Origin of the sequence: Streptomyces sp. TLI_55 (genome assembly GCF_900206255.1) — a bacterium.
Classification (GTDB): domain Bacteria; phylum Actinomycetota; class Actinomycetes; order Streptomycetales; family Streptomycetaceae; genus Streptomyces; species Streptomyces aquilus.
This window is the reverse complement of record NZ_OAOJ01000001.1, coordinates 5,411,748-5,434,583: the sequence shown is the minus strand read 5'-3', so window position 1 is coordinate 5,434,583 and position 22,836 is coordinate 5,411,748. Positions and strand designations below refer to the sequence as shown.

Below are 22,836 nucleotides of genomic sequence, written 5' to 3'. Positions count from 1 at the left end.
CGCGTGGGCGTGGGCGTGACCGCGAACAGGACGGCAATCGACCACCGCCGCTACCCCGAAAAGGGACCATGCACTACGAAGAGAAAACCCCCAAGACCTGGTCCGCCATCTGCATCGCCCTCTACCTGCTCGGCATCGGATACATGGGCGTAGGCACCCTCCCCGACGAGTTCGGCCTCTGGCTCGGCCTGAGCGCGCTGTTCCTTCTCCTACTGCTCCCCTGCCTGGCGATCCCGATCTCGAAGTTCATCTACCACCGCATCCAGATCGACGCCCAGACCCTCCGCGTAGGCCGCGAACGCATCCCCCTCGCCACCATCGACCCCACCTCGATCCAGACAGCCGCCGCCGAAAACCCCACGGCCGCTCAGCGGTACGCCGCGTCGCTGAACACGATCGACGCACCCGTGCCCGGCCTCCGCGCCACCGACCACGGCGCTCCCCGCCTCGTGGGCGGCGGCTGGAGCGCCCCCATGGGCATGGACACCGTCGTCATCCGCACCCGACAGGGCGAGCCGCTTTCCATCGCCACCCGCAATCGCTCGTCTTTCCTCACCGCACTGGCGCAGGCGACGCCGACGATGCACCCAAACCCATGACCCCGTGCCCTGGTTGTACTGCGGCAGCGACTCGATCGACGCCCTACTGAGGTGATGTCCCGGGGAGGGCAACTGTGGGCAGTGACAAACGCACCCACGCGTCCAAGCGGTGGGCGTGCGCCATAGCTGTAGCCATCAGCGCGATGGCCGGTTGTGACAGCCACGGCCCCGGGCGTCGACCTGGCGGCCGGCACCCTGCGGGCAAACACCGTGTACTACCACTGGGTCTGGCAGATCGTCTCGAAGAAGGCGCACCTGACCGGCGCCACCCTCTGCCAGTTGCCCTCCGGCGACAACTGCATCCCGGTCGGAGCGATCAATACGGCATCCTGAAACCAGCACCGGGCTCCCGCCGCCTCAACATCACCTCGTCCGTCAGTCGAACCACCCCCCGATGGTCTTGCCCACGCTCTTCGCCCCATCCGCCAGCTTCCCGGCCCCTTCCCCAAGCTTCTTCCCCGCCCAAGCCCCCGCGTCGGCCACCTTCCCGGGCCACTGCTTCACGGTGTCCCAGTTGTCGACGATCGTCGCCACCCCATAGACAGCCCCGGTGACGACGGCCGCCCCGATGGTGACGGGGTTGGGAGCGACCATGGCGGCCGTGAGGGAGGCGTTGAACGCGACGCCGGAGACCTTGGCGACGTAGCCGGCCTTGTCGCGCTTGAAGGCCTCGACGGGGTTGCCTTCTTGGATGACGTCGACCGCGCCGATGACCGTGGAGACGGCGCTGCCCCCGACACCGGCGGCCCGCCACCAGCCGGCCGTACGCAGCGCGGTCCCGGCCCCGGATGCGAAGGCCCCGAACCGGCCGGCCCCGGCGACGCGCGCGGCGGTGCCCGCGTTCTTGCCGACCTTGAGGAGATTGGCCTCCCAGGCGTACAGCCTGCCGCCGTGGAGCTGGGCGAGTCTGTCGGATCCTGTGAGCACGTCGAGGACGACGGTGGGGGTACGGGTGCCGATCCTCATGCCCAACTGGGCTATCCGGGAAGGGATGTAGGACGGAGCACGCCCCTTGAGGATCTGGGCGAGCGTGGTGCCCGGTGCCTTCAGGAAGGTCCCGCTCTTGAAGCGTTTGATCAGGGCGAGGGTTCCCGCGGCCGTCATCTTGAAGGCCCCCGGCACGGTCGAGGCCATCGCGGTGATCTGGATGTAGTCGCCGACCACCTCACCGATGTTCTCGTCACCGCTCACCTTGCCGATGGCGTCCACCGGTATGCGCTGCAACCAGTCCGCGTACGTCTCACCCGGCTGCCGCTTCAGCCAACTGGGGTCGAACGCACCGCCGTTCGCGACGGACGCGTTGGCGATCAGCATGGCGTCCGGCGGCAGGTCAGCCCCCTTCATCTCCTCCGGAGAGAAACCGGCGTACAGCGCCGCGGCCTTGGGATCCCCCTTCTCCGCCCGCAGAATGCCCGACCGCCGCCGCAGGTCGACCGCCGTGTCATCGGTCCAGTTCCGCAACGGCTTGAGCGAGGCCAACTTGTCCGTCACAGCCAGCTGGGACGCCCGCGTGAAGGCCTCGTCCAGCTTGTCCTTCAGATGCCCTCTGCCGTCGAGCAGCTTGGCCAGATGCTCAAGATCATCCGGATTGGCCATCCTCTTCGAGCTGTCGCTCATCGTTCCCCCGTGGATCATGTGGTGCGCTGCGCGCAGGAGTGATTGCCGTACGACGACCAGGGCGCCGCACAGCGCTGCGAGAGCCGACTACGGCCGCCCGGAGACGAACTGCCAGGCGTCCGGAAGCAGATTCGTGATGAGCTGCCAGAGCTCCTTGGCCGACGTACGCCGCACCCGCAGCGCACTGCTCGCGTCCACCTGCCCGTCGACAACCGGCTCGGCGGGCAGCTCGCGCAGCCAGTACCCCTCAACTCCGCAGTCCCACACGGACAGTGCGCGTCCGACCAGTCCGCCGCCACCGCCGTCGTCCTGCCGCTCCCCCGGGCCGTTCCAGACCACGGTCATCCGCCACATGCAGTTGAGCTGGGCCAGCACCTCGGCCAGCCGTACGGGCGCCCCGGCCGCCTCGGCCACAGCCTCCGGTTCCTCGAACCCGCCGGCCTCCATACGCACGATCACCTGGTCGAGCACGCCCATCGTCGACTCGATCGCCTCATCGGAATCGACCTCGTCGGTGAAGTCCCGGTGCAGGTCGACCATCCTGGCCAGTGCCCAGACAAGTGTCTCGGGCTCGGCGGGCACGTACTCCGACTCCGCCTCACCTGGCCAGTTCTCGTGCGTGAAGACGAAGTCGTCGCCGACGACGGCTCCGCTCCGCGTGACACCGCCCGGCCCCGTCACCTCGACACGGGCGATGACATGCGGCTCCATGAGCGTGGCAACGAGCGGGTAGAGATCGGCCACGATCTTGTCGTCGCCGTCCAGGATCCCCGCGTCCCGCAACTCGGTCTGCGCCTGCGCGAGTTCGCCAGGAACCTGCCCTTCCTCCACGAGGAGTCCCAGCACGCTGACATGAGAATCAGCCAGTCGCAGCCGCCGCCGAGCCGCATCTATGGAAGGCATTCTTGCTTTTCCCCTGAGAACTAAAGGTCGTTGAACCGATTGACAAAACGCCCGGGCAACGACACGAGCGCACCGCCCACCGACAAGTTCCGCGTGTACACGCCCTCGAGAACCAGCGCGACGCCGATATCGAGCGCGTCCGCCTCGCCGACACAGGCCCCGGCGATCGTGCGCGGATTCCGCCAACTGGACCGCTTCATACGCACACCAGCCCCGCTCCGCACCAGCTCATGCGCACATTTGCCGCCGCTCTGGACATACGTATAGGATCGCCCCTTGACCTGAATCCGCAGGGCGCGCCCCTTCTTCCCGGGCCACCACACACGCCGGGACAACTCTGCGGGATCCCAGTCGACGTTCAGCCCACCCCGCGCCAGCAAGGGCCGCCGCAGATACCGGAGCCCGAGGTACGTGACGAGCGGGAAGCTGTCGCCACTCACCGCCACCTCGCAGTACTCCGGCGGATAGTCGCTGTACTCCGTGGGGAAGGCCAGCCGAACCGCACCGAGTCCGCCGACCTCCCCCACCCACATCAGCACCTCGCCACGAGCCCCTCTGCCGGACGCCGCACGCTGCAGCTCGAACAGGACCTCACTCATACGCCTGACGCCTCCCGTTTTGCCGTCGGCCAGCAAGGAATAGACGGCCGGACAGCGACAGAACGGACACAGTCCCGAACCCTGCCGGCACCAAGTCATCGTAAAGGGGAGGCAATCAAAGCGAATAATCGCCCCGGGCTCCACCGTTCATGTGCCCCGGGGGGCCGCGAGAAGGCAGCCCGCCAGCCCACACTTGAACCTCGCCCGTTCGAGCCCTATCAAGACACGGGCCGCATCACAAGTTTCCCAATATGTACTGATACGCCCTCCTTCACAGGCAAGTTCGCTCTGGCGAAACCGGGAACCTCACCGATAGCGTCAGACGTCTTGACTGAACTTGTGTCTTACGGGGAGTTCACTGTGAAGAGCCGCTCTTTGCCCGTTGCTGCCCCGCTTGCCGTAACCGCACCCCTGCCACCGAGAGGGTGGAGCACCGGGGAGGCCGGCCCCGCAGGCAAGGGGAAGACCGCGGGCGTCGGAACCGTAGTCACCTGGTTCAGTCGGACCAGCGCCGATGTCGCACGCCCTCATAGCGCCTGCGCAACCACACAAAGCATCACCGTCCAGGAAATCTGAGCGGTCCACTGCCGAGTCTGTCGATTTCAGGCAGCAGTCACTCATCCAGCCCGCGCTCCCGTCTGCGCGGCCCAAACGGGGAAAAACATGGGAACCGAAGACAGCAAGCCGAAGGTGGACAATCCCGAACGAGAGAGGCTTAGGCGACTTAAAGGGCAACTCGAGAAAGAGCTAGGCGATTTCACCGACGCCTTCAAGAAGGCGGCCTCGGACATCGGAAATGGAGGACGCGATTCGTCTAAATCTTGGGTGGGGAAGAACGCCGACAAGTGGAACTTGGATGTGACTGGCCAACGCAAGAAGGTACGTAGCCGCATGGATAAGGTGCTTGAGGCCATCCAGCGCGAAATCAACAGTATGCCGGAGAAGGTCACACCCGAGGAAGCCAATTCAATGAACCGCAACAGGCGCATGTACTAGTCAGGCACATTACAGACGGTTCGGCCGATTTCTCGTTTCATTTAAGAAGGGAAGTGGAGAAGTAAATGCTTTTCGGTTCCTCACCTCGCAGACGGCAAGCAATCGTCGGCTTCAGCATTGCAGTAGCCGCTGCCTCTGCATTCGGAATCTATCATGCGACATCCGGAGGCCCAGATAATCCGCCAGTGAACATCAACTTCATCCTCGGGGGCGGGACGGCGACACGCACAACAGCCGGAGGAGAAGTCCGGGGAGACAAGCTGGCGATCCGTGGAAAGTTCCGTGGAATTGCCGCAACCACAGATGGCGCGGTCTATCTCTTCACTCAGGAGCGCCAGGGAATGGTCATGTGGTACCGAGAAGCATCCGGCGCTGCTAAACGAATTCCAATTTCCGAAATGGGCAATCAAACTGCGGAGCAGGCGGCAGTGGCGCCTGATGGCTCCATCTATCTTGCAACAGGCGACCTTTGGAAAGTCAGCCCGGGCGGGAGCGCCACCAAAATCGTCGATACAGACTGCAAAAAAGATACTTCCACCGCCGACAGTACAAAGCTGAGCGATTTCTGCACCGGCCAAGTGACGGGAGTCACTGTCACCAAGGATGGTTCTGTCTACTTCGGCGACGAGATCACACTGGGGCACCGGGGCTCGTTCGTACACAAGATCAGTGGTGATGCAGTAGAGCTCATCGCTGGGCGGTCTTCGAAGGACGGCGAGTCGCTGAAGCGGTCCAACCCCGCCGTCCAGAACGGGATCGCTCCTGCCGCCGGTACCAAGGCCAAGGCCGTTCTGGTGCCCGACATTTGGAACTCCGGCTGGCTCGCTGCCGATGAACATGGGCTCTACTGGCGGACGGGGCCCGGAGTGGTACACATCAACGCAGACGGCACGTTGAGCCCGCTGGTAGGCGCAAAGGCCCCGGACAAGGTCACTGAAGCCGGCGCACCCTTCGAAAAAATGGGGCGCGCACTTGATGCCGAGATCGGGGAAAGCGCCCTCGACCAGCTGCGAGGCGATCTGGCCGTTACCTCTGAGCGAGGAGAGGTCTTCTATACCGACGCACAGAAAACCTACTCCCCTCCTTTTTCCAGCGAGTACCGCTGGGGCGGAGACAAATCCGCGTCACAGAAAGATTTCATTGAGAACCTGGTGGGAGGAAAGGCGATCTACCGGGTCGCGGCGGGAGAGGTTTCCCCCACAGCAGTGGGGGTGCAAGGCATCGCCGCCTCCGGCACGTCGCTCTACATCGCAGCGGAGTCCACTAGTGGCACCAAGGAGTCTGCGGAAGACCAGCTAACTGCAGTACTGCAGGTGGAATTGCCCGAAGAAAAGTAGACCTCAGACAGATCCCTCCATGTCATTTCTGCGCCTTTTCCAGCTTGCTCTTCTGTGCATCGAAAAGATCAGTCGGCACTTCGATGAACGTATGAGCAAACTGATCCGAAGCTGCGAAATCGATCAAGGATGCACCACTGGCTGCCACTGCGTAACGCATCTTCATGCCCGTGCGATACTCCAATGAGAAGTCCACGCTATTGTCGCCGAAGTGGGACTTATTGAGGATCACGCGACGGATCTCGCTCGCCTCTCCGGAAAGAGTGGCGGCGAAACCTTCCGCACAAGCAGATACAGCCTTCTTCAATTCGTCTACAGTCTTGTCAGCGGCAGATCCCGACGACTCACTGAACAGTACGAGCTGATAGCTGGCTTCTGAACGCTCCGAACCGGTCGGTGTCTTGTTGATCCCTCGCCGAATCAGACGGTCCTGATATGCAATATTTTCCGGGGAAATCGCCTCGGCGATGGGTGTGCACGATTCCTTGTCCATCTTGACGGAATCGTCTCCCTTGGAGACTTCCACTTCCCGAAACGAATATCCGGACACATCTCCATCTGCCAGCGCAGCCTGTGAAAGCTTCGCCTCGCTCAATGGCTGTACATCTTCCGATCCGCAAGCTGAGACGCTCAGCAGGCCTACGGCTATGCAGACCAGCTTTACCTTTGCCCCGACGGTATGTTTCACGCTTCCTGCCTCCTCATTGATCCTGTCCCGGGTAGTCCCGCCCGTCCCGGCCTGTCGAAAATTCCGGCCATACCGCGTTTACCACTGCCGGATCCTGGAGCCAGTTACTGTAAGCAGTGCGCTGAGCACTTGTCATTTCGGAGTATTCGATGATCTCTCCGTTCTTGTCCAAGAAATTTCCTGCTCCCTTGGCATATTTCTTGGGGTCACCGGTGTACTCCTTGGTAGTAGCTCCTCCCTTCTCCCCCTCTGTCACGATAGTCACCGTTTCGATCGTGTGATGCTTCCATGCTGCGTAAGCATTGTTCCGGTAATCCGTTTGCCAAGAGAAGTCTGCTGTCGCTTCTTTGACTCCTTTGAAGGCCTCCTTCAGCCCCTTCGGAGCATCCTTGGCATCGACCTTGGCGAGGTCTGTGATCCATCCCGTAGCCAGATCCGACCCCATTCCGTAGGCCACGCCGATAGCTGCACCTTTCGCTCCAGCGAGTCCAGCGCCTCCCGTTGCACCCATTGCGATGTCGCCAGCTGACTTAATCATGGACTCACGAAATTTATTCGTGTCATCGACCCATTTGTCAATGTCCATATCAAGCTCGGTCGATGCCGTCTTGAAGGTCGTGACATAAAACTGTTGCATCATGCCACGCTTCATCGAGGCGTAAGCGCCTGCATTCTCGCCGCTCTCATGCGTTGCGTACGCCTGGTCCAGCATCTTCTTGTCGTAGGACTGGAAGAATCCGCTCAGAGTTCCGGCAGCATCGGGGTCGCGTGCCGACTCCTCCATCAGGGCACGCCAAACCTTTTCGTTTGCTTCGAGCCCGGGACGACCAGCGTCCTGACTGCTCAGGTAGTCCTTCAGGTTCCATTTGGTAGCGTCCTGGTACTTCTCCTCGCCCTTGGCGGCGAAATCATTGCCCCACAACGAGTTACTCACGGGTGACGTCACACCGTATTCGAGGTCATTCCAGTACGCCCCGATGATGCTCGCATAAAGCGCTTGGGTTCCTGCGACTGGATGCAGCCCCTTGGTGTCGGATCCGTTTCGATGCTGATAATTGCCAAAAAGAACCCGTGCCGTGTTCTTTTCTGCCAGTGATGGGTTCGTCTGCTTCACTTCCACCGTTGCAGCATTAAGCAGCTCAAAGAAGGCCTTGCCGCGCTCCTTCGGCTCGGCGACCTTCCACGGGCCCGTCGGATAGAGCATCTTCAGAGCAGCTTCATTGTTGTGATCAAACCATTCACCGGCAGCTTCAGGATTATTCGCGATAGCAGAGAAGAGCTGCTGATAGTTGTCCTTGGCCCATTCCCCTTCGCCAAGTCCGCCATTCCCAAAAAAGCGGGTTTCGCTGCTCTTTGCATCCTTGCTGAAAACTCGGTCACCGAAGGAAACGAGGAAATCCTTGTCGAGGGATCCGCCCTTCAGGAATGGCGTTAGACGGTCCGGCCGGAAGCCGTCATATTTATCCATCGCCGAGTCATCGAACCACTTGTTCCACAATCGCTTCTTTTCTTTTTCAGTCTCCCCTTCAAACGCAACGTTTGTGTAGACTCCGAAGGTCTCGGCAATGATCCGACGGTCCTTCTCTCGAAGGTCTGGATGATCCTTGTATTGCTCATTGAAGTCGTCGCCCATTTCATTGGACAACCACAAAACGCTTTTCGGACCGAGAGCATCATAGAATGCCTGCAAGTAGTCAGCGTCAGATTTATTGGCTCGGAGATCGGCAAACAATTCCGGGGGAATATTTTCCCCGTTATCGAGTTTCTTCTTGAAATCCTCGCCCAATTTCTTACCGTTGGATTGCGCCTGTGCGGTTTGACCGACCTTACTCTCGTCGATCTTCACCATGCCCTTGAATCCTGGGTACGGATCGTCTTCCAGGTTCATTGCCAGGTGGTAGCGCCTCGTTAGCAAGGGCAACTCATGCTTGGCCCAGTCTGCTACCCGTAGTACATCACTCAGTTCTTCGGATCCCACCCCATAGTAGGCAAGCTGTGCCTTGTAATAGGAGGCTCGACTCTGGAGTGTGTCCTGATCTCGCCGCACTGAGTCAATGGTGTCTTTGAGTGCCTTCGCATCAATGCCCGAGAAGACGCCCTGTCCATCTCCGCTGCCAGTTCCAGCCATGCTTCTGTTCCCCGTTCACGTATAATTCGCTGCTGCGCTGTGATTGCGGTTAGCCGACTACTCCACAGGGCCACCTGTCAGTGTCGTCACCCCAGTTCTTCGCCTGCCGACGCTTCAACCTCTAGCAACACGATTGCATCGGATCGTCGGATTTTAGTCCATCGACATCAACAAGCGCCTGCGTTTACTTCAGTCGCACCATACATATAACGCATATTGCAGACGACTGTTTCTTGCCTTCGCCAGCCCTGAACCAGGTGAGTAGCCGTACTCCGGACAACCGCTGCGAAGGAACCACAGAATCTGCCCATGCCTCCACAGCCCTCACACACAGCTCCGTCCCTATTACAGGACGGGAAGTCGGTGCCGTTCCACGCCCAGGAACAGGTCCGAGCGTCGCGCCTCAGGCGAGACCAGGCCCGCCACCACGGCTTCACCCTGCTGAAGACGCCGCCACCTCGGCGCTGGCATCCCTGATCGGGTTCGCCTCCATCGCCCCGCCGCGGACGTGGAGTCAGCAGAGGCACCAGCCGAAGTCGCCGTTCACCCACCGACGGCCGGCCCGGTCAACTCACGCCCCCGGCAGCACAAGCCCCCTACACCCATGCCGCTCAGCAGACCCTTCCGCGAAGCGCCGCAGATCGTCGCGCTCCGCCGAGGTCAGCGGGTCTGAGACCAGGTCGTGGTCGCCGTCGTCGATGGTGCGGAGCTCGTACACGGCGGTGCCGAACAGCCCCTGGCAGTCGGTGGCGGAGCCCCACGCCCCGCCGGAGTCGTCCCCCGTCGGCTTTCGGAAGCTTCCGTACTCCCCATACCTGTCCCGCTCGGAAATGAACGTGCCGTAGAAAGCCCGCAGCACCAACTCCTCCCCGAGCACGCACTCTTCGAGCGGAGAGGTCCCGGGCGCCGCCGTCTCGCGCATCCGTGAATGCGAGCGCAGTGTCGCGCAGGTGCCCGTCGCCTCGTCGGTCGTAACTTTCCGGCCGCCGGCGTCGCCCGGGATCCGGGTGATCCTCGCGCCGGTCTCTCCGCCGCAACCGGTGCGCTCTGCCGTCCGCTCAGCCGCCACGGTGGCGAGCCGGGCCACCGTCGCACGGGAGCCGCCCTCCGCTTCGGCCGTCACGAGGATCCCGCCGCCCTGCCGCGAGCCCCAGTCCGGGCAGTCCAGCAGCACCGAGACGGTGCTGCCCATGACAAAACCCGTCCATCCGGCGCCCAGAGGGAGCGGCAGTGCGTCATCCCTCGGGGAGGAGAGGAAGTACGGATCGTTGGTGCCGTCAGCCGTCTGGATGAACACCTCGATGCCGGTGTTCGTCCGGCACGCCACCGAGAGCCCCTCCGGTTCCGCCACACCGGATGCCGCCGTCAAGTGCCAGGTATCCAGCTCAAGGTCATCGTCAGCGTGGTCGAAGCCCAGTGCCGTCGTCCCCGTCAGCTCCAGCATCTCGTCGACAGGCAGCACCCCACCGCACATCTCCGCCATCTGATCGGCCGGCGTGTGTTCCTTGAACCACAGCAAGCCGCCGCCCAGCACCACCAGGGCCGCGATCGTGCCGCCCACCTGCTGAAGTCGTCGCCGACTCACCACCGGAACCCCCCTCACCTGGCCGGCGTGCAGCCTCTCACGACTGCCGCCCCACGCCATGTGGCGACCGTGTGACAGTCAAGGAGATTCCAGCCCCCAACCCTCACCATCTCTGCCCCCCTTCATATGCTTCACCGGCAACGTCGTGGATCAGTGGATCAGTGGATTCAATGGATTCAGAGAGTCGCTGAGTCAGTGGGTCACCCGGTCACCGGGTCACCGGGTCACCCGGTCACTGATCAACTGGCACAACCGACGACCGCGCAGCAGAAGTCAACGGGGGAGGAACCACACATGGCCACCACAGACGGCGAAGACCCCGCCGAACTGAAGAGGCGGGCAGCGAAGTTGCGTGACTGCGCGCGCGAAGCCCGGTCCATCGCCCGCCGCCTCGGCCCGTATCTCGATGACGCCGTGAAGAAGGCGACGCCCCGCGCCGCGGCGTTCCGTATCGACGGTGATGAAGGGGCAATCTGGCAGGGGCCGTTCGCCGACGAGTGCACGGTGACGCTGCAGAAGCGGCAGAGCACGCTGAACGGCATGGCCACCGCTCTGCTCGCGGATGCCACGCGGTGGGAGACGCAGGCCGAGGAACTGGACCGGCAGGCCAAGGAGAAGGACAAGGCCAAGGCCGGGACGGGGGGCGGTAACTGATGGCGTTCCGGGGATTCGACGCCGTGAAGCTGACGGCGCTCGCCAAGGATCTGGACACGCTGGCGGGGCATTCCGGGCGGCTGCACTCCGACCTGGCCGCCGTGCTGACCAGCGCCCAGCAGAATCTGCCCGGCGGGCAGCGCGCGTCGCACAACTCCGATCTGCAGGATCTGGTGGGGGACGTCATCCCCATGCCGGGGATCTTCGGTGGGCGTCGGCGCCTGCCCGGCTCGCTCGGCGGTGAGCTCGGTGACATGCAGGCCTCCATGAAGCGGCGCATCAAGCAGATAGAGGGCTTGCAGGAACTCGCCGACCGCGGCTACCCCGTCAGCGACGGAAGCCTCTTCCTCGACGAGTCCGCACCCGACGCCAAGAAGATCGACGACGCGCTCAAGCATCTCCAGGAGCTCCAGGGCAAGGACTTCGGGAGCAACGGCAACCACGACGACCTGGAGAAGATCTCCGGCGAACTGGACGGGCTGACGGCCGCCGAGCTCGACGCGGTCGTCTCCAAGGCCTCCCCCAAAGACCTCGCCTTCTACAACCAACTCCTCACCGATACCGACGACTCCTTCTGGAACCCCTTCGACGAGAACGGTCTCGGAGAGGACGCCCGGCGGGCCACGCTCAGCCGGATGCTGTCCAAGATCAGCCCGGAGAACTTCGACAAGTTCCAGAAGGCGTTCCCCGGGACGCAGCCGACGTTCACTAACACGGGCGCGTTCGAGGAGGGCGGCAACAACCAGAACGGCCAGACCAACAACGGCATCCACTGGCAGACGCCCTCCGACCCGCTGATCGTCGAAGGTGTCTCGCCGGACGATGTCAACCAGCGCCAGTTCGGGGACTGTTGGTACGTCGCCTCGCTCGCCGGACTGGCCCAGAAGGACCCCAAGTTCATCGAGGAAGGCATCAAGCAGAACCCGAACGGCACGGTCAGCGTCCGTGTCTGGGACAAGAACGGCAACTACCAGTGGGTCACCATGACCGCCGATCTGCCGACCGACCGCAACGGCAACCCGATCAGCACTTACGGCAACGGCGAGTCCTGGCCTGCGTACTACGAGAAGGCCTTCGCGATGGTCTACTCCGAGGACGGCGACGACGAGCGCGGCTACGGCGGCATCGAGGGCGACGACCCCAAGAAGTCCGCGCCGTATCTGACCGGCCGGGAAGGCGACGACCTGACCAGCGGCGGCTTCCTCGGCATCGGTGAGCACGAGGACAAGAGCCTGGAGGGCCTGAAGAAGGCGTTCGACTCCGGGAAGGTCGTCACCGTCTCCACGCCCGCCGACGAGAAGCTGGACAAGGACCATCCCCAGGAGTGGGGCAACGTCTACCACTCCAACCACGCCTACTACGTCCGTGGCTTCACCGACGACGGCAAGGTCATCCTGGGCAACCCGTGGGGCGTGTCGGGATACCCGCCGATTACGGTGTCGCAGGAGGAGTTCAACAAGTACTTCGGGGGAGCCGAGGCGTTCGATGCCCCATAACGCACGAAAAGAACAACAGGTGAAGTACCCCTTCGAGTTCGACGGCCGCTGGGTGCTCCGCTACCACGTTCCCTACGACGTCCAGCACGACGGCCGCTCCCACAGCATCGTGGCGACGATCTTCCGCGAGCCGTCGGTGCACGGCCGCATCCAGGTCAGCCAAGAGGGCCGGCCCCTCGCCGAGTACGACGAGCTGACCCCGGGTTCCGTCGTCGAGATCACCGGCGACACCTGGCGGGTCACGGAGGTCGAGTACCGCACCCACGTCGTCCTGGAGCGCGTGACCGACAGCAACGAGGAGGCGACCGGTGCTCAGGCCGGCGAGTAAGTACGGCATCGCGGGCGCCGTCACGGCCCTGCTGGCGCTGACCGGCTGCGGATCCGGCGACGACCCGGCCGACACGCCCACGACCGCGACGACCACCCAGGCGGCGAAGGACAAGGGCCCGGTGTGCGTGGGCGAGGCCCCCGCCGGCGGCGTCCATGTGCTGCGCGGCGGCGGGTTCCGCCTGCCGGGCGGCGGGGTGCGGTACGCCGCCGCCACCGCCGACGGTACGACCCGTACGGCGACCCTGCGCGACGGCGCGACGTACGAGGACGGCCAGAAGCAGCAGACGGTCAAGGCCGGGCAGAAGATCACCGTCGGCGGGCACGCCTACACGGTCAGCCAGATCTGCTCGTACCGGGTCGTCCTGGAGCCCCAGGACGCCAAGGACAAGGCCACCCTCGCCGCCGCCCCCAAGTCGCTCGCATCACAGGGCGGCGAGGCGGACAACGGCCTCTGCTTCACCACCGCCCCGGAGGTCCTGGCCGCCGCGTCGAAGGGCTTCCCGGCGAAGGGCGAGACCCAGTCGGTGCTGGACAACGGTGGCGTGTGGAAGTTCCCCACCGGCCTGTCGATCACGGTCTCGTACATCGACACCGACACCCGGACCGCCGCCCTGGGCGCGAACTGCGCGGCCGTCCAGGTCGCCGACTACAAGGACGTCCAGGTCGGCGACACCGTCGAGTTCGCGGGCGTGCAGTTCAAGATCTCGGAGCTGACGGACGACGCCGTACGGATGACGCGGACCAGCGGGTGAGCGGGTGAGCGGGGACAGTCCCGTCGTCCCCTGGGCCGACGCGTGGGAGGTCATCATCACTGACGGGGAGCGGCCCGCTCGGGGCAGGCGGAAGCGTCCGGGGACCGGCGTCCGCGCCTTACGGGTGCCGCACGGCGCGCGGAAGGTGGTGCCCAGCCCGCCGCGTCACGGGTCGTCGAGTGGCAGGCCGGCGATCAGCTTGTGCTGACGTCAGAGGGGCACGACCGGTTCCTGGTCAGGGCGGGGGGCTGGACCGTCGCCTCGTCTTCGCCTACGCGCTGCTGCCCATCCGCGGGAAGGGGCGCTGAGCGGGCCGTGCGCGGGCCGCGGATAGAGTCGAGGCTCCCGATGGGCAGTACGGCCATGGAGGCAGAAGTGGCGTTCGGCAGGAGGCAGGCGGAGGAGCCACCGGTGGAGCCGGTGGACTGGGCGGATGTCCGGACGTTCGTCGTCTCCGACATCGAACGTCCGGTGACCACCAAGCGCAAGCGGCTCGGTTTCGGGAAGCGAGCGGTCCGGGTGGCCAAGGGGCCCAAGGATCTCCGGGTCATGGCCCCGTGCGCGTTCGTCGCGTCCGGCCCGCGCCCGGGGCTGTCCGCACCCGCCGCGCACACGTTGTACGAGGACGCCGGGGAATCGCGTCTGCTCTGCTACGTCGAACCCGCCGTCGAGGTCGACGGGGAGCAACGGTACGTCGTACGGGACGGGCAGGGGCAGGAGCTCGGGACGCTCACGCGGGTGCCGCCGAAGCGGCGCCCTTTCAAGCACACCTGGCGCATCGAGCAGCCCGGACACCCGCCCGTCAGCGGCCTCAACGAATGGGTGAGCGGCGATGCCAAGGAGATCGCCGGGCGCGCGGCCGGGAAGTTCATCGGCGGTGTCCTGGGGGCCATCGGCGACCTGGGCGCGGAGGGCGGCGACCAGCCTTCGAAGCCGCGCACGCTGGAGTGGCGCGCGGAGGACACGGTCGTCATGGTGTCGCAGGGCAGCGCCGAGGTGACCGTACGAGCGGAGTGGATCGACCGGCGGCTGGCCTTCGCGTTTGCGCTCGTCGGCGATCAGTGAGCCGCCGGGCGCTCGCGGCGGCCGTACCGCACCACGTGACCGAACTCGCGTGCGCGCCCGGTGATCACACCTCACGCGCACCATTTCGCCACAACCGGCCCCCGGTCCACTCCCACCGCGCTCCTATCATGAGCACGTCGACCCGCGGCCCGCGTCGGCACATGACTGAGGGGGATGAATCATGGTCATGAGGAACGTCAATCCCGACGACCTCGATCAGCTGGCCAAGCTGCTCGACGGCAGGGGTGGCCTGCAGGACAAGGTGGACGAGGCGTTCACCCGGGCGTCCCGGCTAGGGGTGTCGAGCAAGGTGGCCTCGCTCAAGCCATTGCGGTCGTGGGTGTCGGACACGGCGCCGGATCTGCGCAAGCGGGCCACGTTCGCCCGGTTGGAGAGCGGCGACCCCAACGCCGGTCTGCTCTGGGCCGGGTTCAGCGCCAAGGACATCGAGAAGTACAAGGGCGAGGGGCTTGGCCCGGACGCGCTTCTGCTCGCCAACTCGGTCGCGGCCAGCGACGATCCGAACGCCTACAAGTTCAAGCGGCAGCCCGACGAGTCCCTGGCGGACTGGATCGAGCGGCTCGAAGCGCACGCGATCTCCGAGATACCCGGCCTTCAGCCGCACGAAGAGACCATCGCCACCATGATCGGCCTCTACGGCGACTGGGGGTCGGTGACCGCCGCCACCGCCGTCGTCACCATCCAGGGCACCTCGCTCACCAAGACGCTGCTCGGCAACTCCCTGAAGGCCGGGGCGCTGCGTACCTGGAAGACCCGGCTCGGAGTGGTCCTGCGCGGCTCCGACAACGGGCTCATCAGATCGGCGGGCAACGGTCTCATCAAGTGGGCGCCGAAGATCCGCTCGCTGAGCGCCCCCGGCAGCTGGCTCCCCGGCCAGCTCGGCAGGCTCGCCTCCGGCAGCAGCCTCTACCAGAACGCCACCCGGGTCCCCTTGACCAGCGGTCTGCGCGGTGACCTGATCGGCAACGCGTACAACTGGGCCCGCAGTACCCCGCTGATGCGGAGCTTCGGCCTCAACACCGCCGTCGACTTCGTGGTCGGCTCCGACGAGGTCGCCAAGACGTTCGGGGGGCTCACGCATGCCGGGCAGCCGGTGGCGCGGGCCGGTAACGCGAGCCTGCTCAAGGTCTTCTCCAACGCCTCCAGCGCGGCGGGCGAGACGGGCGGCCTGCGCGCGGGCCTCGGCGCCGCCGCCAAGACCGCCGGCTTCCTGCGCGGCGCGGGCATCGTCGGCGGCGTGCTCTCCACCGGCTTCAGCGCCGCCAACGTCATCTCCCAGGGCAACCCGGTCGACGCCTTCAAGCGCAACGGCGCGGGATACGTCGCCGACGTCGCAGAAGTCGGCTTCAACGCCTCCCTCACCGCAGCCATGATCGCCCCCAACCCGATCACCATCGGCCTCGCGGTGGGCACGGGCCTCATCTACGGCGGCGCCAAGGTCGTCGAGCACTGGGACGACATCAAGAAGGGCGCGGGCGAGGCCGCGGACTGGGTGGGGAACAAGGCGAAGGACCTGGGGAAGAGCATCGCCAAGTCCAAGGCGAATCCGATGAACTGGTTCTGACGCGGAACAGCCCCCTGCCCCTACGTCAGCCCTCGTCCCGGCCGTTCCCCATGAGGAAGTTGCGCGGAATGGCCAGCAGCGCCCCGGTGAGGGTGAGGCTCGCGGTGTCGACCTGTTCGAGGACGAGGGCGATGGCGAGGTCGGTGGCGTCCGCGCCGCCCTCGGCCCGGCCCGTCCGCTCCACGCCCGGCTTTCCGACCGCGCGGCCGATCGTGACGGAGACCGGCCCCCGGCTCAGTACGGCTTCCCTGCCCGCACCCGCCGAACGGTAGGTGTACGCGCGATCCAGGTGCCGGATGTCCAGCCAGCGCGACCCTTTACGGACTCCCTTGACCCGGAGATCGATCCGTACGGGAGTGCCGTCGATCTGCAACCAGCCGCCGTCGAGGGACGGTACGCCGCCGGTGCCGCCGCCGCTGAACACGGTCTCGGGGAAACGCTCGCCCTCCAGCACCGTCTGGTTGTGATGGGTGTTTCCGTCCGCGAGGACCGAGCGCACTTCCACATCCCCGAGGGGACCGATGCGGCCCCGGTATCCCTGGACGCCGTCCGCCGTGAGCGGGGTCAGGTCGAAGGCGAAGTCGCTCATGACAGCTTCCGCTCCCTCAGAACCAGTTCATGGGATTCGCCTTGGACTTGGCGATGCTCTTGCCCAGGTCCTTGGCCTTGTCGCCGGCCCATTTCGTCGCCTCGCCCGCGCCCTTCTTGATGTCGTCCCAGTGCTCCACGACCTTAGCTCCCGCATAGACGGCGCCCGTCACCGCCACCGCCCCGAGCGTGAAGGGGTTCGGGGCCACTGTCGCGGCCGTCAGGGAGGCGTTGAAGCCGATCTCGGCGACATCGGCGACGTAACCGGCTCCCTTCTTCTTGAAGGCCTCGGCGGGGTTCCCCTGGGCGACGACGTTGGCGATGCTGTAGCCGGTCGAGACCAGGCCGCCGACCACCCCGACGGCCCGCAGCGCGCCCCCGGCCCGCCCGGCGAACTTGAGGCCCCTACCCATCGCAGCGAGCCGCCCCTCGCCGAGGAGCCGCTGGTCGGCGAAGACGTTCTTGGCGACCTTCCACAGGCTGGCCTGGGCCGCGCGCCCCGGAATCTGGCCGGCGTGGGTCACACCGCCGTACATCTTGGCGACCTTGTCCGACCCCACGAGCGCGGTCACGATGTCGCTCGCGCTGAAGCGCCCCACGAGCGGGCTGGTCATCATGCCGCTGCGCAGCACGGCGTCGTATCCGGCGCCGATCTCCTGGCTGATGCGGGTGCCGACGACCGGAAGGCCGCTGGCACGCTGGAACGTGGCGCTGCCCGACGCCAGTGCGCCGAGCTTGCTGGGCAGCCACTGGCCGGGCGCCGAGAGCGAGCGGATGACGGGGCTGACCCGCTCCAGCGCCCGCCCCAACGCGCCGACCTCGCCCGGCACCCAGCCGTACCGCGTGGGCAGCCAGCGCAGCAGCGCCGCCGCCCTGAGCCGCTGGGTCCGCAGGAATCCCCGGGCCAGGGAGTTGCCCACCAGCACCTTGGTGACGTTGACGCCGTGGAACGCCGCCGTCGCACCGTGGCCGACCGTCGAGGTGATGTCGCCGACGTCGCCGAGGAGTTCGTCGATCTGGTTCTCGTACGGTGCGAGCGCCGGGATCTGCGCGATGGCGTGGGCCCGCATCCGGTCGACCCAGTCGTCCAGGGACTCCCGGGACTTGCGGCGGAAGGCCTCCGAGCCCGGATCGCCGCTGGTGGCCAGCGCGTTGGCGATGAGAAGAACACCCGGTGCCTTGAGATAGACACCCGCCCTGGCGATGTCCTTGGCGTCGAACCCCGCCCACCGCAGACCGGCGCTGGGATCGCCGTCCTCAAGGCGGGCGTAGGCCGACCGTCTGCGCAGATCAGGTGCCGTGTCGGTGACCCAGGCGTGCAGGGGTTTGAGGGCGGTCAGCTTGCCGCTGACACCGAGCCGCGAAGCCCGGGTGAAGGCTTCGTCGAGCCTGTCCTCCACACCGCCCCTGCCGTCGAGCAGTGTGGCCAGTTGATCCAGGTCATCGGGGTTGACGGTCCGCACACATCAGATCGTCGGCCGACCCGTCACTCACTGTCGATCAAGAGCTCTTCCCGGTCCGGCAATAGATCGGTGATCTTTTCCCATACCTCCGCCGCGTTCGACCGCACCAGCACCAGCGCGCTGTCCGGCCCCACCTGGCCCGGGAGGATGGGCTCCTCCGGCTGTTCGCGGATCCAGTGGCCGAGGGGACCGCAGTCCCAGACGGCGAGGGCGCGGATCATGGTGGTGTCCTTGCCGTCCTGCCTGCCGTCCCAGGCGGTGGTGATGCGCCAGGTGGAGTTGAGGGAGACGACCAGGTCACGGAGGTGACCGAGGGCGGGCTCGGCGAGGCCGGCGTCCGCCTCGGCCAGGGCCTTGCGTACGGCGTCGCGGGCGGCCTCGTCATCGGCGCCGGGCTCCTCCAGCGCGACGAACGCGGCGTCCAGGGCCCCCATCGTCGTCTCGACGCGGACCTCGGGCTCGCCCTCCGCGGGCTTCTCCCCACGATGCAGATTGACCTTGCGGGCCAACTCCCAGACGAGGGTGTTGGGTTCGATGGAGACGTACTCCGACTCCTCCTCCCCCGGCCACCCGTCGTGGGAGATCACGGCTCCCTGCCCCACGACCACACCGTGGTTGACGGGGCCGTGCTCGCCGGTGATCTCGACCTGGATCATGACCATGGGGTCGGCGAGGGCGCCGAGCAAGTCGCGCAGCAGGGGAGCGAGTTCCCCCTCTTCCCCGACCAGCCCGACGCGCTGCAACTCGACCAGCGACTCCCACAGCTCCTCGGGAGGCGTCTCTCCGTCCAGAAGGTGGGCGAACACGGCGATATGGCGGTCGGCCAGCCGGAAACGTGCGCGGGAGCTGTCGTACGAAGGCACTGGTCTGGGGTTCCTCCCGTGCGGCGGCGGCCCTGGCTGGCGCGCCGGCTCACTTCTTGTTGTCCTGCAAGTCCTTGGCGCTCTGGGAGCACTGGTGGGCCTCGTCCCGCAGCGCCTTGGCAACCGTCCCGCAGGTCGTCTGCCAGCTCTTCAGCTTGCCGCGCACGTTGTCCGCGTTCGGCCCCGACCAGGACTTCATTCCGGTCGTGCTGTGGTTCTTGGCGGTGTCGATGAGACTCTCGATGTGATCGGCGAGCGCCCTCAAGTCACCGGCACGCTTGTTGAGTTCCTGTATGTCAGGATTCGCCATAGCATCCTCCCCCGCTGCCTCAAGAACCTCAGCATACTGGCGCGACTTCGCCGCTCTCATGGGCCCCCGGACCGATGTCAACACCGACTGTTCACAGGACGACCTGATCTTCTACGGCATTGGACGGAACCCTCGGATGGTGCTGTAGCGTCCCCTGTTGCAAACGGATAGTCCGATTGCTTCTGAAACCACACGGGGAGGATCGCCATGGATCGCGGTGCAGATCTCGCACGGCTCCGGGACTTGTCCAAGCTCTTCGGCCGCAAGGCCACGGACCTCCAGGCCCTCATCAAGGCTCTGGAGTCGGCCACGACCGAGAGCACGAGCTACTGGAAGGGTCCGAAGGCCGACCGCTTCCGCGACGACTGGCACGACGTGAAGCCGACCTTCGACAAGTGGGTCGACACGCTGAACGACGCCAGCAAGTCGGCGAACACCAGCGCGGACAACATCGAGCGCGCCACCTGATCTTCACGATCACGCAGTGTTCCGGGGCGCCCGGCCAAGACCTTCGGGTCTCTTCGGCCGGGCGCCCCGTTGCCATGTGACGGCGCGCCTCAGACCACCTTCTGATATGTACGGGCCTCACTCGCCGTCACCTTCTCCGGCTCGCCCCTGATGGCCGCGTCGACGAGCGGCAACAGCTTGTCGACCTGCGCACCGAGCCTCTTGTGCCGCCCGTCCAATTCCGTGTGCCACGTCCGGGCGTTCTTGCCTACCCATACCTTGTCCCCACCGATTTCCTCGGTCGGGTTCTTCAGTGCTTTCCTGATGCTCTCCACTTCCTTGGCGAGGTCGCGGCGTAGTCGCTCAAGGTCGGCCTTCCGTGGATTGGGCACCTTCGCTTCGGGATCCGGCACGGAAACTCACCCCTGAATCTTCATATTTTCAACGGGTAACTGACTCGCTGGTATCTCTCATAATCTGCGACGGTGACAACAACCTTATCGGCGCGGAACGCTCCGGAATTCCTCGTCCTGCCCACCCTCAACGAGGAGGGCGTCGAGGGAGCGGAGGTGGCCCTTGTCCCCGTCGCGGGCGATGGGGACGGGGAGCGGCTCGTGGCGTTGGCTTTCACGTCGGTCGCCCTGCTCGTGGAGACGATGGGAGAGGAGCAGCCCTGGGTCGTCATCCCTTCGAGGGAAATGGAGAAGGCCCTGACGGGGTCAGGGGCCGTGGCCGTGTTGATCGACCCACGCCTGGCGGACGGCGCGGAGGAGGACCACGACCGTGGTTGACCCCAACTTCTCCGGCATCAATCCGCACAACCTGCTGCGGACCATCAAGGACCTCGAATCCGGCAGCAAGAGCCTGCACGGCGCCAAGTCGTCCTACGCGCGCCGTTTCCGGAAGTTCGGGCTGGACACGAGCAGCCTCACCGAGATCGGCAAGATCGCGGGCTGGGTCGACGACGAGTTGCCCATGTTGCGCCGCCGCCAGGCGTTGGCCGCCGCGATGGAACTGGACGAGGGGGGTGCACGAAAGCCCGACGCCATGGTGCGCCTCCCGGAGCCGATCCCTACGGTGAGCGAGGCTCGGCAGGGCGGGAAGGAACTCGCCGGGGAAGTCGCCAAGGCAGCGGACCTCGACCCGGGCCAGGCCGGTGCCGAGTTCCATCGGATCGCCGGGCAACTCTCCCTGCACAGGGGCGACTCCGATTTCGCTTCGGCCTTCTACGCGAAGATGGATCCGGAGCTGGTCAAGAACCTTCAGGTGGCCATCGCCGCCGCGAACGCTCCGACCGCCGAAGCCGACGCGAAGGTCTTCGGCTCGGCATTCACGACCGCGGTCAACTCCGACTTCCCTGCGCCTGGTTTCGAGAAGACGGCTGCCCTGTTCCACGGCGATCTGAAGGAGGACGAACCCACCGCCGTCTTCAACAGGGCACTCATGCAGTCCGACGACCCCGAGTTGTGGGACCTCGCCTGGAAGCACACCAAGATCGCCGCGCTGAAGCTGCTGGATCCCGCGGACACCTGGTCCGACACGGTCGGTCTGCTGGGCAGCGTGATCGGCATGCAGGCGAAGCATTCTTCGTACTTCTGGGAGAAGGCGCAGAAACTCTCCGATGAAGCGAGCCGACTGCGTGATCGGCGTCTCAACGCCATGAGCAAGGCCGACAAGAGAAGATTCAAGAACGCCACAGGCCGCGCCGCCCGGGCCTCTGGCAAGTCCGCACGCGAAGCGGAACAGATCCTGGCCAAGTACGGAATGGGATCCTTCTCGCGGCTGATGGAGGCATCAGTGGCCGACGCCGGCGGCTGGCTGATCGGCAAGGTTCCCGGACTGAGACCACCCAACACGGCGACGCTGTTCGGGCGAGCGCTGGTGGCGGGCGGGAAGTTGCCGCTGGTGGGCACGGTCCTCACGATCGGGGCCACGGCCTGGGACATCGAGCACGGCACGGAGGTAGATGTCGCGGTGGCGGCGAGTGCCGGAGGGATGGCTGCCGGCACCGGAGGAACGATGGCAGGAATGGCAGCGGTCACGTTCCTCGGTGGGCCAGTTGGCTGGGGAATCGCGGCAGGCGTCGTGTTGGGTTTCGGTGCCGGTTATGGCGCCTCGTGCATCATCAAGTCAGAGAAGGGGCAGAGGGCCGTAAACGCTGTTACAGACGCGGCGAAGGACGTCGGTGAAGAGATCGGCGGATGGTTCTCATAGGGTTGGATGCCAATGAGCGAAAAGAGCAAGAAGCACCGCCGTACGAGTGATTATGAGCTTCCGGCTCACATTGAGAGGAACCGCCGCCTCTCCGCCAGGATAAGAGCTTGGGAACCACGCCCTCTGCTCCCCTCACGCCGTCTGATTCTGGCTGAGTTCGGGATGTCTCTCCTGTGTGCCGGGATGGCCCTCGTTCTCTGGCTACCAGCACAGGACTTGGTGGATGACCTGCGCTCCCGGGGTGTCAGCGCCGCGGCCACAGTCACCGATGTCGACTCGAAGCCGAAATATGTGAAGGTTCGCCTCGTGAGCAGTCCCGAGGCGGGTAACGAAGTCAAGCTTTCGGACTACGCCGGGAAGTATCCCGCCACCCACGCCGGGGCTTCGATGATCGTTACCTATGACGCCAAGGACCCCTCGCGGATCCTGGCCCGTGATTGGGTCAGGGACCCACCAGTCAGCCTGCAGACTTTCCTTTGCTGGGTGCTGGCCTTCGTGTTTCTGGGCTTCGGGGTTGCCCTGATCATCCGCCGCAGCTGGGTCCTCCGTCAGCCCGAGGACCCGTCCATCTCATCCCCTCAAGAAGTCCGCCTCACCAAGCCATAACCCCCACAACG

The 22,836-nt window shown here is 65.2% G+C and carries 25 protein-coding genes; 14 read left to right on the top strand and 11 right to left on the bottom strand.

What is annotated here, in order from left to right:
- Positions 1 to 68: 68 nt before the first annotated feature.
- Positions 69 to 599 carry a DUF3093 family protein gene (locus CRP56_RS25065; protein ID WP_097267572.1) on the top strand — a complete coding sequence of 177 codons (531 nt, stop codon included), beginning with the start codon at positions 69 to 71 and terminating at the stop codon, positions 597 to 599.
- 153 nt (positions 600 to 752) lie between these two features.
- Complete coding sequence (locus tag CRP56_RS25060; RefSeq protein ID WP_097267570.1) at positions 753 to 932, top strand: hypothetical protein; 180 nt, start codon at positions 753 to 755, stop codon at positions 930 to 932.
- Positions 933 to 974: 42 nt separating this feature from the next.
- Here CRP56_RS25060 and CRP56_RS25055 read toward each other — a convergent pair whose 3' ends face one another.
- The 3 genes from CRP56_RS25055 to CRP56_RS25045 all read right to left on the bottom strand — a co-directional run bounded on the left by CRP56_RS25055 (position 975) and on the right by CRP56_RS25045 (position 3,718).
- On the bottom strand, positions 975 to 2,216 hold the full coding sequence (locus CRP56_RS25055; RefSeq protein ID WP_097267568.1) for a mucin-2: 1,242 nt from the start codon (positions 2,214 to 2,216) through the stop codon (positions 975 to 977).
- A gap of 87 nt (positions 2,217 to 2,303) precedes the next feature.
- Positions 2,304 to 3,062, bottom strand: a complete 759-nt coding sequence (locus CRP56_RS25050) for a hypothetical protein (protein ID WP_257040992.1) — start codon at positions 3,060 to 3,062, stop codon at positions 2,304 to 2,306.
- Between the two features lie 77 nt (positions 3,063 to 3,139).
- Entirely contained in the window at positions 3,140 to 3,718 is a 579-nt protein-coding gene (locus CRP56_RS25045) for a hypothetical protein (RefSeq protein ID WP_097267564.1), read from the bottom strand.
- A 663-nt stretch (positions 3,719 to 4,381) separates the two neighbouring features.
- Here CRP56_RS25045 and CRP56_RS25040 point away from each other — a divergent pair.
- Positions 4,382 to 4,714: a hypothetical protein gene (locus CRP56_RS25040; protein WP_097267562.1), complete on the top strand. Its 333-nt coding sequence runs from the start codon at positions 4,382 to 4,384 to the stop codon at positions 4,712 to 4,714.
- 185 nt (positions 4,715 to 4,899) lie between these two features.
- Positions 4,900 to 6,051 carry a hypothetical protein gene (locus CRP56_RS25035; protein WP_143664938.1) on the top strand — a complete coding sequence of 384 codons (1,152 nt, stop codon included), beginning with the start codon at positions 4,900 to 4,902 and terminating at the stop codon, positions 6,049 to 6,051.
- A 22-nt stretch (positions 6,052 to 6,073) separates the two neighbouring features.
- Here the strand turns inward: CRP56_RS25035 and CRP56_RS47185 are convergent, their stop codons facing one another.
- From CRP56_RS47185 to CRP56_RS25025, 3 genes are all read right to left on the bottom strand, one after another.
- Positions 6,074 to 6,739 carry a hypothetical protein gene (locus CRP56_RS47185; RefSeq protein ID WP_143664937.1) on the bottom strand — a complete coding sequence of 222 codons (666 nt, stop codon included), beginning with the start codon at positions 6,737 to 6,739 and terminating at the stop codon, positions 6,074 to 6,076.
- Between the two features lie 13 nt (positions 6,740 to 6,752).
- Positions 6,753 to 8,867, bottom strand: a complete 2,115-nt coding sequence (locus tag CRP56_RS25030; protein ID WP_097267558.1) for a hypothetical protein — start codon at positions 8,865 to 8,867, stop codon at positions 6,753 to 6,755.
- A 571-nt stretch (positions 8,868 to 9,438) separates the two neighbouring features.
- Positions 9,439 to 10,428, bottom strand: coding sequence for a hypothetical protein (locus CRP56_RS25025; RefSeq protein WP_143664936.1), 990 nt, complete (start codon positions 10,426 to 10,428; stop codon positions 9,439 to 9,441).
- A gap of 318 nt (positions 10,429 to 10,746) precedes the next feature.
- On the opposite strand from CRP56_RS25025, the gene CRP56_RS25020 reads away from it, so the two are divergent.
- The 6 genes from CRP56_RS25020 to CRP56_RS24995 all read left to right on the top strand — a co-directional run bounded on the left by CRP56_RS25020 (position 10,747) and on the right by CRP56_RS24995 (position 16,334).
- Entirely contained in the window at positions 10,747 to 11,106 is a 360-nt protein-coding gene (locus CRP56_RS25020) for a hypothetical protein (protein WP_097267554.1), read from the top strand.
- Positions 11,106 to 12,602, top strand: a complete 1,497-nt coding sequence (locus CRP56_RS25015) for a C2 family cysteine protease (RefSeq protein WP_097267551.1) — start codon at positions 11,106 to 11,108, stop codon at positions 12,600 to 12,602. Before CRP56_RS25020 ends, CRP56_RS25015 begins: the two co-directional genes overlap by 1 nt.
- Positions 12,603 to 12,621: 19 nt before the next feature.
- The gene (locus CRP56_RS25010; protein WP_257040990.1) at positions 12,622 to 12,930 is read left to right on the top strand and encodes a hypothetical protein; all 309 of its coding nucleotides are present in this window, start codon (positions 12,622 to 12,624) and stop codon (positions 12,928 to 12,930) included.
- Positions 12,911 to 13,684 carry a hypothetical protein gene (locus tag CRP56_RS25005; protein ID WP_097267547.1) on the top strand — a complete coding sequence of 258 codons (774 nt, stop codon included), beginning with the start codon at positions 12,911 to 12,913 and terminating at the stop codon, positions 13,682 to 13,684. The genes CRP56_RS25010 and CRP56_RS25005 overlap by 20 nt, the downstream gene beginning before the upstream one ends.
- 363 nt (positions 13,685 to 14,047) lie before the next feature.
- A complete protein-coding gene (locus tag CRP56_RS25000) occupies positions 14,048 to 14,749 on the top strand; it encodes a hypothetical protein (RefSeq protein ID WP_143664935.1) in 702 nt (233 codons plus the stop codon).
- Between the two features lie 187 nt (positions 14,750 to 14,936).
- On the top strand, positions 14,937 to 16,334 hold the full coding sequence (locus tag CRP56_RS24995) for a PE-PGRS family protein (RefSeq protein WP_097274430.1): 1,398 nt from the start codon (positions 14,937 to 14,939) through the stop codon (positions 16,332 to 16,334).
- A 25-nt stretch (positions 16,335 to 16,359) separates the two neighbouring features.
- Here the strand turns inward: CRP56_RS24995 and CRP56_RS24990 are convergent, their stop codons facing one another.
- From CRP56_RS24990 to CRP56_RS24975, 4 genes are read right to left on the bottom strand one after another with little or no spacing between them, the layout of a single operon-like run.
- Positions 16,360 to 16,923, bottom strand: coding sequence for a hypothetical protein (locus CRP56_RS24990; RefSeq protein WP_097267543.1), 564 nt, complete (start codon positions 16,921 to 16,923; stop codon positions 16,360 to 16,362).
- Between the two features lie 16 nt (positions 16,924 to 16,939).
- Complete coding sequence (locus CRP56_RS24985; protein ID WP_097267541.1) at positions 16,940 to 18,385, bottom strand: PE-PGRS family protein; 1,446 nt, start codon at positions 18,383 to 18,385, stop codon at positions 16,940 to 16,942.
- A gap of 23 nt (positions 18,386 to 18,408) precedes the next feature.
- Positions 18,409 to 19,248, bottom strand: a complete 840-nt coding sequence (locus CRP56_RS24980) for a hypothetical protein (RefSeq protein ID WP_097267539.1) — start codon at positions 19,246 to 19,248, stop codon at positions 18,409 to 18,411.
- A 49-nt stretch (positions 19,249 to 19,297) separates the two neighbouring features.
- Complete coding sequence (locus CRP56_RS24975) at positions 19,298 to 19,558, bottom strand: WXG100 family type VII secretion target (protein ID WP_097267537.1); 261 nt, start codon at positions 19,556 to 19,558, stop codon at positions 19,298 to 19,300.
- Positions 19,559 to 19,765: 207 nt separating this feature from the next.
- Between CRP56_RS24975 and CRP56_RS24970 the strand changes: the two genes are divergently transcribed.
- Entirely contained in the window at positions 19,766 to 20,026 is a 261-nt protein-coding gene (locus CRP56_RS24970) for a WXG100 family type VII secretion target (RefSeq protein WP_097267535.1), read from the top strand.
- Between the two features lie 89 nt (positions 20,027 to 20,115).
- Here CRP56_RS24970 and CRP56_RS24965 read toward each other — a convergent pair whose 3' ends face one another.
- Complete coding sequence (locus CRP56_RS24965; protein ID WP_097267533.1) at positions 20,116 to 20,418, bottom strand: hypothetical protein; 303 nt, start codon at positions 20,416 to 20,418, stop codon at positions 20,116 to 20,118.
- 72 nt (positions 20,419 to 20,490) lie between these two features.
- On the opposite strand from CRP56_RS24965, the gene CRP56_RS24960 reads away from it, so the two are divergent.
- The 3 genes from CRP56_RS24960 (at position 20,491) to CRP56_RS24950 (ending at position 22,825) form a co-directional block, all read left to right on the top strand.
- Positions 20,491 to 20,796, top strand: a complete 306-nt coding sequence (locus CRP56_RS24960) for an SAV_915 family protein (RefSeq protein WP_097267531.1) — start codon at positions 20,491 to 20,493, stop codon at positions 20,794 to 20,796.
- Entirely contained in the window at positions 20,789 to 22,219 is a 1,431-nt protein-coding gene (locus tag CRP56_RS24955; RefSeq protein WP_097267528.1) for a hypothetical protein, read from the top strand. Before CRP56_RS24960 ends, CRP56_RS24955 begins: the two co-directional genes overlap by 8 nt.
- Positions 22,220 to 22,402: 183 nt before the next feature.
- Positions 22,403 to 22,825, top strand: coding sequence for a hypothetical protein (locus CRP56_RS24950; RefSeq protein ID WP_179851112.1), 423 nt, complete (start codon positions 22,403 to 22,405; stop codon positions 22,823 to 22,825).
- The last annotated feature ends 11 nt before the right edge of the window (positions 22,826 to 22,836 follow it).